This window comes from Pseudoalteromonas aliena SW19 (genome assembly GCF_014905615.1).
GTDB classification, from domain to species: Bacteria; Pseudomonadota; Gammaproteobacteria; order Enterobacterales; family Alteromonadaceae; genus Pseudoalteromonas; species Pseudoalteromonas aliena.
Genome location: NZ_AQGU01000025.1, coordinates 40,298 through 52,974 on the forward strand (window position 1 = coordinate 40,298; position 12,677 = coordinate 52,974).

Below are 12,677 nucleotides of genomic sequence, written 5' to 3' on the forward strand. Positions count from 1 at the left end.
AGCTGCTTGAGATAGATTTATTATTCAGAGTTCAGGTTCTTTAGCATAATATTGGCGCAGCCTGTGCAACTACCTTATTAGACGTCGCTATTTGTAGCTAAAATTCTTATTTTGCAAATAGTCGCTAAATTTCGCATAGCAATATGCAAATGTATAGGTAGGGTTTATGTTAGTAAGAGAGCAAATTAAACGATTACTTTATTTAACCTTGTATGCGGTGTATACAAGAGCAAAGCTATTTGTTTTACCGCTTTTGATTGTTCCTTTTGTGGTTATTTTATTAGCAGCTACGTCGCAAAAGCAATATACAAATCACGCCACTATTTTAATTGAAGAGTCAGCACTGCTTAATCCATATTTGGATGATTTATCTTTTTCTTTTGATTTATCAAATCGCATAGCGGCGCTTCGTACCTTGGTTATAAGTCGAAAAGTCCTTATAGCCGTCGCTAAAGAAACGCAATTAGTACCGGGCAATGCATCCCCTGCAGAGATAGAAAAGATCCATCAAAAACTTTCTAAAGCACTCTCTCTTTCATTAGTTGGGGACGAGCTTGTTCGCATTAACTTTACATGGCACGACCAAACAAAAATGAAGCTAGTGCTCGAAAAAGTTGTCGAAAAGTTCATTGAGCGTTTATTAGCACCAACAAGGACCTCATTGGATACATCAGAGCAGTTTTTCTATCAGCAATTGGTAAGCCTTCGTGATGAGTTAGAGTTATCGGAAGAGTCGTTAGCAATATTCAAAGCTAAAAATAGCAATACCTTACCAGCTGTTTTACATAGTAATCGCCAAACATTTGATAAATTGCTAAGTGATCAACAGCAAAAGTCTATTATCTTATCCGGTGCGCAAGCCAAGCTCAAAGCGCTTACAACAAAGATGGGTCAAGCGAATCCAATTTTAGGTCGGATTGAAGAAAAAATAATTACTGCCGAATCAGAACTGAGCTTTTTAAAAACACGCTATACCGAAAAGCACAGTAAAGTCATCTCTAAAAAACGCGAGCTACAAAGCATTAGAAACCGTCAACAGTTATTAATTGAAAATGGCAAAGAGCTTGATCCAACAAATATTGAGCAGCTATGGCAAATGGCTAATACCTTGCCCAGTGGCGGTGATGGTGAGAGCAGCGTATTGGTGTCGCAAATTCTTAATCTTGAAGATGCAAAAAACGCTGTTACACAGCATCAGCAAGAGTTTAACATGCTTGAACAGCAGGTTAGTACCGTAAGTGACCGACTTTTAGTAACCAGTGACATTGAAAAACAACTCAGAAAATTAGAGCGCGATTATGACGTTAAACAGTCTTTATATAAAGACATGCTGAGTCGTTATGAAATGGCCAAGGTAACTGGAAAGTTGGTTAAGTACGAAGGGCCAGATAAAGTCAAAACCATAGAGCGTGCCTACAGCCCAACGCAGCCAATCAACACATCACTCGCTATATCAATTATTGTCGGCATCATTTTAGGTCTATTTACAAGTAGCACGATTGTGTTTGTTGCGACTTTATTCGATAGCCATCTAAAAGATATTCAAACCATAGAAAAATTGTCTGCTCTTGAGGTCGTTACTATTTTACCCATTGTGAAGGATGCACCGGTGGACTTGGTTTTTAATTCATCAATGAACTCTATTGAACAGGGGAAATAACATGAACGTATTGCATTTGGTTCAACATTTTAAAATAGGTGGGCTTGAAAAAATGGCCGTAACACTCATGCAAAAAAGCCAATTTGCTGATTCTAGCGTGGTTGTATCGCTAGAAGGGACTTTAAGCGAAGCGATTAAAGATTGGCCACAACTGACATCGTTTGGACACAGATTGATGTGTTTAAATAAAGCTGAAAAGTTTGATTTAAATATAGTTAAAAAGCTCTCTGAGATCATTAAACAATACAATATAGACGTTATACATAGTCACCACATAGGGCCGATGCTTTATGCGAGCATGGCTTGTATTAAAAACCGCCAAGTTAGGCATGTTTCAACTATTCATGATGCGTGGTATTTAAAGAGCTTTAAGCAACGCTTAATAACTAAAGCATTAAATAGATTGACAAAAATACACTGGGTGGCCGATGCACAAGTTGTGGCTAAAGACTTTTTTAATGAAACGGCCATTAAAACAGATAAAACGATACTAAATGGTATCGATTTTAATCAGTTTATAGGTATTAACGAATCTGATGCTCGTCAGCAGCTGAATTTACCTCAAGATGTTAATTTAGTTGGATGTTCAGCACGACTAGAGCTAGGGAAAGGGCACTTTGCGTTGTTAAGGATCTTATCATCATTGCCAATATATACCGAACTGGCATTTGCGGGCACTGGTAGTTTGCACAGTAAACTGGTTGATTATGCGAGCACATTAGGAATTTTAGATCGGGTTCACTTTTTAGGTAATGTACAAAGCATGCAATTATTTTACTCTGCTATTAACGTTATGTGTCTTTACTCACAAAGAGAAGGCCTTCCGTTATCTATTTTAGAATCAATGGCATGTGGTAAAGCGATTGTCGCAACTGACGTGGGTGGTATTCGCGAAGTCTTAACAGATAAGCAAGGTATCTTGATCAAACCTGGAAATGAAATGGGACTTAAAACTGCAATTGTAAAAGCAATTAATATGAAACAAGGTGATTGTATAAGAGAGCATGTTTTTTCAATTGCTAATGCGAATAAAATGAGTGCAGAGTACGACCATTTTTATAATGGCTTATCATCGTAAGGAGAAAATAATGACTTATTTACTGACCACACTCGCGGTGTTAATTGCGCTTGTTTTATACCACCATATTGGTTATGTGGCACTTTTAAAATTATTCAGTCGAGATAATAACAAACGCCTTGTGTTTGCTAAAAATACGAAAGCAACCGCAAGCTTTGGTATTTTAATTTGTGCGTACAACGAACAAGCCTATATTAAAGAAAAATTGTATAACTTAGGCGCGATGCTTTACAACACGAAAATGTTCGCAATTCACGTTTATTTAGATGGTTGTACTGATAATACGTATGAAGAGGCTATGTTGGCTCAAGCACAGTTAGCTAAGCAAGATGTAGTGTGTCATTTACATTTCAACAAGCAAAACCAAGGTAAAGCGCACGCTATTAACGAGTTAATTAAACTAACAAAACCTAATTACGATGTGCTGGTGTTTACTGACGTAAGCGCATTACTGAGTATTGATGTATTAATGAACCTTGATGCTGATTTTAAAGATACGCGGCTTAATGTCATTACGGGTGTTTATATTTTAGATGAACACGCAACGACAGAGCAAAAACATTATTGGCAGTATCAAAATAGTATCAGGAGTATGGAGTCAGCACTCGGTGCTGTGATTGGTGTGCCAGGTGCTATGTTTGCCATTCGCTCTAAATATACTGATATATTAGAGCAAAGCATAATCAATGATGATTTTATTCTTTCCATGAATGCGTTAAAAAATGGCGGAAAAGCCGTTGTTAATAGCGAAATTAATATTTTAGAAAGAGAATGTGATGAGCAAAGTCATGATTATGCAAGACGAGTGAGACTAGGTGCCGGTAATTGGCAGCAAATTAAAATACTCTATAAACTATTAAACCCTCAATTGGGTTGGGTAAGTTTTAACTTTTTTTCACATAAAGTGTTGCGTGGTGTTATGCCAATCGTGCTTGCTTTAATTTATATTTTACTGTTCTCAATAGCGATTTTTTCAACGTTACTACTGCCTAAATTATTATGCGGCTTTATTACGTTTATACATGGTATTGAACTTACTAAAAAGGTATTTAAAATCAAAATGAAACTCCCAATTGTTGATAAAATAAATTACATTCTCAATGCCTACTTCTTAGCATTATGGGGCATTATTAAATTTGAACGCGGTGATTATAAACAGCATTGGCGCAGAGTACATCGTAGTAATACGCAGCAAAATGTAACCATTAAAGTGATTAAACGGGCAATTGACATCGTTGGCTCAGTGACTGGTTTACTTTTGTTGTCTCCGGTTATGCTAAGCGTTGCCGCTATGATAAAACTCACCTCACGAGGCCCTGTCTTATTCAATCAACTAAGAGTGGGGGAAAGTAATGATGATTTTGTTGCTCTTTTTGATGTTCTTAAATTTCGTTCAATGGTGGTTGATGCAGAGGCGCAAAGCGGTGCTGTTTGGGCAAGCAAAAATGACCCAAGAATAACCCCCATAGGCCGATTCATCCGTAAAACACGTTTAGATGAGTTACCACAATTATGGAACGTATTGGTCGGCGATATGTCGCTGATTGGGCCTCGACCAGAACGTCCAGTGTTTTATTCTAAGCTTGAAAAAGACATCCCTTATTTCTCTCAGCGTACTTACGGTATTAAGCCCGGTATATCTGGGCTGGCTCAAGTGATGAATGGCTACGATGAGAGTATTGATGATGCTAGGAACAAAATAGGCTGGGATTATGCCTATATGCTCAGCACCTCATCACCACGTAGTTGGTGTTATATGGAGTTAACCATCTTGTTTAAAACACTGGTTGTTATATTTACTGGTAAAGGACAATAATTATTTTTGCATAATGCAATCGTACTCCCAATACTCAATTGCATTATGCTTTGCTTTCCTCTTTTTTCTCTGTCTTTAGTTTAAATATGCTAATTATCAATTACTTAAAGTTGGTTCGTTTCTTGTAGTAGTTATATTGAATTTAACAATTTAATAGGTAACTGCCATGACAAATTTAGCCAATGCAAAAGAACATAAAATTGTATCAATCCCAAATGACTTTTCAGGTTTTACCGTAGATGGGTTTAAAGATGAATTCGAAGATCTCGTTGATATGGGTACTGATTTTATTGTCTTAGATTTTTCAAAAACTGAATTTATAGACTCTTCAGGTATAGGTGCTATTGTTTTTCTATATAAGAGAATAGAAAAAAAGAGCCACAAGTTATCTTTGCTTAACGTTACAGGTCAGCCGTTTAAACTAATGAACTTACTTCGAGTAGACAAAACGATTCCATTTATTGATTCAATTTAACGGTTTGAAGGAGAGGAATATGAAAGCACACATTTTTATCATCATAACTTTATTTTTAAGTGGGTGTGCTTCTTGGCCTGATGAAGGACAAGGAGGTTGGGCTGAAAAATACCAAAATTATCCATTAAGCGATGAGCAAAGTGATAACAACTTTGCACAACCGCAAGATGTAGTACGAAGTGAATTTGAACATCTAGTTTTAAAATTAGAGCTTCTAAAATCACAAGATATTAAGGCATGCATGCCTGCTCAACTTTTAAAGGCGCAAATTTACGAAAACCGTATTCGTAGACTTATTACGGCGAACATGTGGGAAGATGCAGAGCATGATTTACTTATTCATTATCATGGTCTTAATCAATTAACAAATCACTTTGATACAGTGCAAAAACTCACTAATTGTGCAGTTTCAGCAACGTCAAAACCCACCTTGTTTAGCGTTAAAAAACAGGTGTCTGATTTGCTAAACAGTGACAATCAATTTGCTTTTAAAGAGTTCGAAATTACGCCTAAATACGCAGTAAGGCTTGCACAAGCTGCTGATTTAACAAAGCAATTAAATAGTATTTCGATTTTGCTTGTGGGTCATACTGATTCTCTTGGCGAGATGAATAGTAACTACGAACTTGCTTTAAAAAGAGCGGAAACCGTTAAGCATTGGCTGGTGGTATATGGTGTCCCTATGCAAAGCATTACAACACTGACACAAGGCAGCTTAAAGCCTTACAGTGAGCAGACTCAAACCAACAGTGCACGCCACTCAGATAGACGTGTAGAGGCAATCGTACTCGACGCTAACAATAAGAATTTGCAAGACAACAAAGCGAAAGCGCTTGTTAGTTGGACCAAAATTATTAAAAGCAAACAGGAGTAAGTTATGAAATATTTATTGACGGTTGCTTTATTACTTTTTTCATTGAGTGCCTACGCTACCAATGATGATACTGACTCAGTAGTGCAGGTGGGAAACAAATTGTTTTTGTATATTCCAGGTGAAGCTGAATTTAATACCGCCTTTGAAGTCGATAAAAAAGGCCAAATTAATCTTCCCGAAATAGGCCAATTTAATGTGGCTGACAAAACCACTTCGCAAATTGAATTAGAATTGACGCCAGTACTTGCAGCGCTATTTGTTGCGATGGATGATTTTTATATAGAAATACGCAGCAGAGATATTCTTATTAATGTGCTGGGTTACGTAAATACTCCTTCGCAAGTTAGTATTCCAGATGATGGCAATATTCAAATGGTGATTGCTAAGGCGGACGGTTTAAAACCGGGTGCGCAATTAGACAGAATGCAAATAAGACGCGGTGATGAAGTTATTGAATTTGATTATAAAGCGTACTTAGATTCCGGTAATATTGGGCTATTACCTTTACTGAGAAGTAAAGATACGGTGTTTGTGCCTGTATCACCTTTGCTGGGCAATGTTCAAATTGATTTTGATGCACAAACGCTCAGTGCAACGGGTGATGCCAGCGACAGTAATGCGGTCACCATTTTAGGTGAAGTGCATAACCCTGGCAGTTTTTCATTCAAAGCAGAAATGACTATCTTAGATGCACTTATGCGCGCAGAAGGCGTTACTCGCTATGCTGATGTGACTAAAATTAGAGTCATTATAGATAAGTCCCCGGTTATTTTTGATCTAAAAGCTTACTTAGATAAACCAGCAAATAGCAATATGCAGCTACTGCAACCAGGCTCTACCGTGTATGTGCCTATTATGGTAGATGATGTAAATACAACTTCTCGCACCGTATATATTATGGGTGAAGTTCAAAAACCAGGCGCGTATGAAGCAGCCGACAGCACTAATTTTTTAGATATTTTAGCTAATGCGGGTGGCCCTACACGTTTTGCAGAAACACGCCATATAAAAATATTAACTCCAGAAGGCGAAAGTATTGTATTTGATTTGCAAGGTTACAGTGAAGGCACCGTTACAACCAAAGTTCCAGATTTAAACCCAGGCGATGTTATTTTTGTGCCAGAGAAGACAGACGTCAATGAAAAAAGTTGGCTTAAAATCCCCACTAAACGCGCTATAAAAATTATAGGTGCAATCCAGTCTCCAGGTCGTTATGAGTGGAGTGACGAAATGGACTTTACTGACTTACTTGCTCATGCTGGTGGACCAACAAAAGGTGCCAATATTAACGATATAAAAATATTGCGCAATGGCGACGTTACACAGCGCTTTGACCTTGAAAAATATACGATTACAGATGGAGATACGGCGTTACCAAATTTAGTTGCTGGTGATACGGTAATCGTCGAAGAACTACCCGTCGATCCGTCGGATAATAAATCTCAGTGGATACGTCAAGAATCGAGTAAATCTATTTATATCATGGGGCAGGTCGGTGCTCCAGGGCGTTATTCGTTTAACGAAAATATGCATTTTATTGATATTTTAGCCGCAGCAGATGGGCCAACAGGCGCGGCTGATATTCGGAACATTCGAATAACTCATCGTAATGGTAATCGCGCTAAAGTGAGTAAATTAGACTTGGCCATGTATTTCGAAACAGGCGACGAAACCTTGTTCCCTAATGTTTTACCTGGCGATACCATTTTTGTACCTGAAAAAAATAAAGACTGGCTGCGCACACCTAAAGAGCGAGTAGTACGTATTATGGGCGCTGTGCAAAAACCTGGTAGATATAATTTTGACGATACTATGTCTATTTTAGATGTACTAGCAGAAGCTGGCGGGCCTTCTAATTCGGCATTAATTGATAAGATAGTTGTGGTTAACCATTCATGTTGTAAAGAACAGTCTCGAGTATTTGATTTAGAAGCGTTTATTAAATCTCCAAACTCAGCAAATATTCCAGTATTAAGAGCTGGCGACACGCTATATATACCAGAAAAAGGCCAGGATTTATTAAGCCAATTTAAAGATAATTTCTTAGATGTTATTACTATACTTGCATTAGTGGTGGGCTTATGAAATTAATACCAAAGCAATATCATGAACTAGAAGTAATATGTAATACCATGATTGATCACAATGCGCGTTGCATTACTTTTATATCGCTATCTGGCTCGGAGGGGTCGTCTAGTGTTTGTGTAAGCGTAGCCAAACGATTACAAAGCCAACACAAGTCTGTGTTAATTATCGATTTGAATCCTATCAATACATTTTGTTTAGACGATAAACTACCTACAGTGTGCAATCCATGGCGATTTGATGATATTTCATGTCAGCTAGGGGTAACTAATTACGAAGGGATCAGTTTATTGGCAATACAAAACCTTGCAGCCATCGAGCCCGCAAAAAATAAGCATGTATTAAACGATGCCGTAGCCCGGTTAAAGCAAGAATATGACTATATTTTAATTGATATGTCACCCGCATTAAAACGTAATAGAAATAATGTGCCGCTGCACTCATTAAGTATTTGTAGCGAATTAACATTTGTTACAGTTGCGCTGGGTATTAATGATGAAGAGTCCCTGTGTAAAGGGATTCGTGAATTAAAACAAGCAGGGCATGGCAATATTAAAATTTTAATAAGCCAGCACAATTTTGCGCCACTGGGTGAGCGTATAGTCAAACTTTTAGAAAAGCATGCCGTTAAATGGCCTAAGTTATCTTCACGTATTAAGGCAAAAATTATTAAACAACGATGGCTATTTGGGCATCATTAAGGACGTTATGGATATATTATTTGAAAGACGTTTTGAATTACTATGGCCAACATTGAGCGAAATACGCCTAGTGCTCAAACATGTTTTAAGAGCCCTTAATGTAAAAAAAGATGAGGTCGATGCAGCAGGTTTAGTGGCAACAGAGTATTTAACTAATTTAATTAGACACAACCAAGGCTCTGAGCATCATATTTTACTGCGCATTAGTCAGTCTAGTAAAGAGAGTTATAGGCTCACCTTTATAGATGAACTAACCCCTTATAATCTTTTTAAAAATAATAATTCATCTTGGACAATAGACTCAGGTGCGTTAGTAGAAGGGGGCATGGGCGTTGAACTCATTCGTCATTATTTTAAAGATGCAGACTATGTAACTAAAGAAGGTAAAAACTTTTTTTCCTTCCCATTAAAACACATAGACAGACGCCCTACGGTTATTTATGTCGATGATGATGTAACGCAGCTTGCCTTAATGAGCGCGTACTTGAAAGAGCAATTTCAAGTGATTGCTTGTGAAAGTATTGAAGCCGGATGGCAAGCTATTTTAACTGCCGATGCGAGAATTTTATTACTCGATCATAAATTAAAAATTGGTACGTGTGAGCCTCTTTTAGAAAAACTCAATAAATCTAATTTAAAGTCGCAGCTCTCTGTGGTGATGCTAACTGGTGATGATAGCGAAGAAGTTATTCATAAAATCAACCGATTAGGTGTTGATGACTACTTAATTAAACCGGTTAAAAAAAATAAACTGCTGCAGAGTATTGAGCGTGTAACGCATCGCTTTGCCTATTTATCTTATCAAACAACGTTTGAGTCAACGCCATCTAAAATCCATCTACAAAACGATAAAACCGCTCATATTTTTGGTTCTATTAGTTTAGGCAATGGAGGTGACTTCTTTATGCCTATTAACGATGAATGCAGTGCATTTGTACTCGGTGATATGATGGGACATGGGCTGCAGGCACTCAAAGAAAGTTTTGCTATTAAAGGATTCATAAGTGGCTTTTTAGCCACAGGGCTCCCTTATCAAAATATGCTAGCAGCACTCAATAACGCGCTCTATAAGCAACAGCTTTGCAAATCTAGCTTAGTGACACTCGCAATTTGTTTTATAAATAATAATAAAATGTTTTGGTTAAATGCGGGACACCCGCCCCCCGTTGTTGTCCGTAAAACAGGAGAGCTCTGCCAACTCACAGGAACAGGGCCATTATTAGGCCTTGCTAAAGATCATAACTATACCCTTTATGAAACGGCGCTGGATGATGTAGAGCATATTTTACTTTATACCGATGGTTGGACTGAAAATCGTTTTACCGATAAAGATGAGATAAGTGAGTTGAACAAAATAATACCGAATGAGTATCAGTCCAAAGATGAGTTTGCTCATACATTATGGCAAAACTCACAAGTGACACTTTCAAAAGAAATTGATGATGCGTCACTGATTGTAATTAATTGAATTTGCTTTAATTAACATTCTATAGTTAAATCATTAGTAATATAAATTTGTGTTCTAAACATCGTCGACTTGCTAACAGGGAATGAACAATGCCACCAACAGTATTAATTGTTGAAGATACTCAATCTCTTGCAATGCTTTATCAATCTTACCTATTACCAACGGGTGTAAACACACTTGTGGCAAGTGATGGTGCTACGGCTATAGATATTATTAATAAAGTGCACCCCGATTTAATTGTGCTCGATGTTATGTTACCAGACATGAATGGGCTTGATATTTTAGCTACATTAGAACCCGACAACTGTCCTCAAGTTGTTGTGTTAACTGGTCACGCCACTAAAGAAATGGCGATCCAAGCAATAAAATTAGGGGCAAGCGACTTTTTAGAAAAACCAATTGAAGCCGATCGTTTTAGAATCACCGTTAATAATGCACTTAAGATTAAAAACCTTAAGCAAGCGGTTACTCAATATAAAAACAAATACGAAAATGGTAAATATTTTGATTTGATTGGTAGTTCAAAACAAATGCAATCTGTTTATCAGATCATAAGTTCTGCTTCTGTGAGTAAAGCGACAGTATTTATTACAGGTGAAAGCGGCACAGGAAAAGAGCTATGTGCTCGTGCTGTTCACCAAGCATCTAACCGCGCTAATCAACCTTTTGTAGCTCTAAACTGTGCCGCTATTCCTAAAGATTTAATTGAAAGTGAAATTTTTGGACACTTAAAAGGTGCTTTCACGGGAGCAATTGCTAATCGGGTAGGGGCTGCGGGGCAGGCTAATGGCGGTACATTATTTTTAGACGAACTTTGTGAAATGGATATAAATTTACAAAGTAAACTGCTTCGCTTTATACAGACAGGGAGTTATCAGCAAGTTGGCAGCGAAAAAGTAGTCAAAGTGGATGTCCGGTTTGTTTGTGCAACCAATAGAGATCCGCTTGTTGAAGTAGAAAACGGTCGATTTAGAGAAGATTTATACTACAGATTACATGTTATACCTATTGAATTACCGCCACTAAGAGAACGCGGTAAAGATATAATAGAAATAGCCGAGGCTTTATTTGTTAAAATAGCAAAAGATGAAAGCCATCCATACAAAGAAATATCAGAGGATGTAAAACAGCTATTAATACAATACAGTTGGCCTGGTAATGTAAGGCAATTGGAAAATGTGATACGTAATGTATTAGTGCTCAATCCTGAGCAATACATAGATATTGATATGATCCCTGCATTACCAGAAAACACAAAAAAAACGCCAGAGCGAGAAACGATTAATTCAACTACGCAGCTAATGGCGGATACGACCTTTGATTTGCCTAATACACAAAATAATATAAAAGCATTGTGGCTTGCTGAAAAAGAATACATCGAGCATGTTATAAAAATATGTTCATCAAATATACCAAAAGCGGCATCATTACTCGATGTTAGCCCCTCCACACTTTATCGAAAAATTAAAAGTTGGGAAGAAATTCAGTAACATCTTGACCTGTATAGGCTTGTTGAAGTAATAAAAATTGTTTCTTTCCAGAAAATCGTTCATCGAGCATGTTATAAGCATTATCTAGCATCTTTAATTTTTGAACGTTAGGTAAAAGTAGCAATTGTTCGATGCGTTTTTGGCAGTCATTAGCATCTCCTTCTGGCATTAAAAAGCCCGTTTTACTGTCCTCGATGATACTTGGTATAGCACCGACAGAGCTACTTATAATAAATTTTCTCTGGGACATAGCCTCAAGTAATGTCATGGGTAAACCTTCTTCTCTAGAGCAAATAAGCAACGCATCTATTTTCTCCCAGATAGCGCCACGATCAGTGAGTCCATGGTAAAGAAGATTGTTTAAAACGGGTATGTCACTTTGCAAAGGACCTTGTCCAAACACATGAAATTCAACGCCTTTATTTTGCTGCATGTTTTTCGCTAATTGAAAGAATATATCAGGGCCTTTTTCAAATGATAGCCGACCAACAAAGCCAATCCTCATTGGTTTATTTAAGTTATTAGGGGGAATGTATTTAGTGTGCTGTAAAGAAATAAAATTTTCCATTAGGTGTGCGTTTCGAAGTGTATCTTTTATTTTATTTGAGACCGCAAAGTTTGTAGAAAGAGCACAAAGCCATCGGTCTAATTTATTATAAAGTTTTACTTTACCAGTGCCGGCCTCACCAGCATGAAATGTGCTAATGCAGCGTTTATTTGTAACTTTGCAGGCTATACGGCCCAATATTCCCGCTTTATAGCCGTGGGTATGAATAACGGTTTGGTTGTTAAAACTGGATAATTTTTTGAGCAGGCTGTTAATATTTCCTTGCAAAAAATCATACGATATGTTTTCTTTGTCTAGCATGTCGTAAAAGCCTTGATTACAGTGATGTTTATAAAACAAAATAGAACACTCGATGTGGTTTCTGCTTAGTAATTTTGACAATTCAACTAGATGGGTTTCAATACCGCCAATCATAGAAGAGTCAACAAGTAAAACAACGTTATAATTCATAATTAACTCCAA

The 12,677-nt window shown here is 37.3% G+C and carries 10 protein-coding genes; 9 read left to right on the forward strand and 1 reads right to left on the reverse strand.

What is annotated here, in order from left to right; all coding sequences use genetic code 11:
- Window positions 1-166 precede the first annotated feature (166 nt).
- From PALI_RS05755 to PALI_RS05795, 9 genes are all read left to right on the forward strand, one after another.
- The gene (locus tag PALI_RS05755; RefSeq protein ID WP_193155214.1) at window positions 167-1,660 is read left to right on the forward strand and encodes a GumC family protein; all 1,494 of its coding nucleotides are present in this window, start codon (window positions 167-169) and stop codon (window positions 1,658-1,660) included.
- Between the two features lies 1 nt (window position 1,661).
- The gene (locus tag PALI_RS05760; protein WP_193155215.1) at window positions 1,662-2,738 is read left to right on the forward strand and encodes a glycosyltransferase; all 1,077 of its coding nucleotides are present in this window, start codon (window positions 1,662-1,664) and stop codon (window positions 2,736-2,738) included.
- 10 nt (window positions 2,739-2,748) lie between these two features.
- Window positions 2,749-4,554: a sugar transferase gene (locus PALI_RS05765; protein WP_193155216.1), complete on the forward strand. Its 1,806-nt coding sequence runs from the start codon at window positions 2,749-2,751 to the stop codon at window positions 4,552-4,554.
- Window positions 4,555-4,720: 166 nt separating this feature from the next.
- Complete coding sequence (locus tag PALI_RS05770) at window positions 4,721-5,029, forward strand: STAS domain-containing protein (protein ID WP_077537708.1); 309 nt, start codon at window positions 4,721-4,723, stop codon at window positions 5,027-5,029.
- A gap of 19 nt (window positions 5,030-5,048) precedes the next feature.
- Entirely contained in the window at window positions 5,049-5,903 is an 855-nt protein-coding gene (locus PALI_RS05775) for an OmpA family protein (protein WP_182702163.1), read from the forward strand.
- A gap of 3 nt (window positions 5,904-5,906) precedes the next feature.
- Window positions 5,907-7,988: an SLBB domain-containing protein gene (locus PALI_RS05780; RefSeq protein ID WP_138584598.1), complete on the forward strand. Its 2,082-nt coding sequence runs from the start codon at window positions 5,907-5,909 to the stop codon at window positions 7,986-7,988.
- Window positions 7,985-8,689: a ParA family protein gene (locus tag PALI_RS05785; protein WP_193155217.1), complete on the forward strand. Its 705-nt coding sequence runs from the start codon at window positions 7,985-7,987 to the stop codon at window positions 8,687-8,689. Before PALI_RS05780 ends, PALI_RS05785 begins: the two co-directional genes overlap by 4 nt.
- 7 nt (window positions 8,690-8,696) lie before the next feature.
- Entirely contained in the window at window positions 8,697-10,157 is a 1,461-nt protein-coding gene (locus PALI_RS05790) for a SpoIIE family protein phosphatase (RefSeq protein WP_193155218.1), read from the forward strand.
- Window positions 10,158-10,246: 89 nt separating this feature from the next.
- Window positions 10,247-11,647, forward strand: coding sequence for a sigma-54-dependent transcriptional regulator (locus tag PALI_RS05795; RefSeq protein WP_193155219.1), 1,401 nt, complete (start codon window positions 10,247-10,249; stop codon window positions 11,645-11,647).
- Here the strand turns inward: PALI_RS05795 and PALI_RS05800 are convergent.
- The gene (locus PALI_RS05800) at window positions 11,622-12,665 is read right to left on the reverse strand and encodes a glycosyltransferase (RefSeq protein WP_193155220.1); all 1,044 of its coding nucleotides are present in this window, start codon (window positions 12,663-12,665) and stop codon (window positions 11,622-11,624) included. The two genes, PALI_RS05795 and PALI_RS05800, sit on opposite strands and share 26 nt — an antisense overlap.
- Between the last annotated feature and the right edge of the window lie 12 nt (window positions 12,666-12,677).

What these genes read in the sequence shown, in the direction of transcription:
- PALI_RS05790 (WP_193155218.1), top strand. Translation starts at nt 8,697, where the DNA reads ATGGATATATTATTTGAAAGACGTTTTGAATTACTATGGCCAACATTG.
- PALI_RS05795 (WP_193155219.1), top strand. Translation starts at nt 10,247, where the DNA reads ATGCCACCAACAGTATTAATTGTTGAAGATACTCAATCTCTTGCAATG.
- PALI_RS05775 (WP_182702163.1), top strand. Translation starts at nt 5,049, where the DNA reads ATGAAAGCACACATTTTTATCATCATAACTTTATTTTTAAGTGGGTGT.
- PALI_RS05785 (WP_193155217.1), top strand. Translation starts at nt 7,985, where the DNA reads ATGAAATTAATACCAAAGCAATATCATGAACTAGAAGTAATATGTAAT.
- PALI_RS05760 (WP_193155215.1), top strand. Translation starts at nt 1,662, where the DNA reads ATGAACGTATTGCATTTGGTTCAACATTTTAAAATAGGTGGGCTTGAA.
- PALI_RS05780 (WP_138584598.1), top strand. Translation starts at nt 5,907, where the DNA reads ATGAAATATTTATTGACGGTTGCTTTATTACTTTTTTCATTGAGTGCC.
- PALI_RS05755 (WP_193155214.1), top strand. Translation starts at nt 167, where the DNA reads ATGTTAGTAAGAGAGCAAATTAAACGATTACTTTATTTAACCTTGTAT.
- PALI_RS05800 (WP_193155220.1), bottom strand. Translation starts at nt 12,665, where the DNA reads ATGAATTATAACGTTGTTTTACTTGTTGACTCTTCTATGATTGGCGGT.
- PALI_RS05770 (WP_077537708.1), top strand. Translation starts at nt 4,721, where the DNA reads ATGACAAATTTAGCCAATGCAAAAGAACATAAAATTGTATCAATCCCA.
- PALI_RS05765 (WP_193155216.1), top strand. Translation starts at nt 2,749, where the DNA reads ATGACTTATTTACTGACCACACTCGCGGTGTTAATTGCGCTTGTTTTA.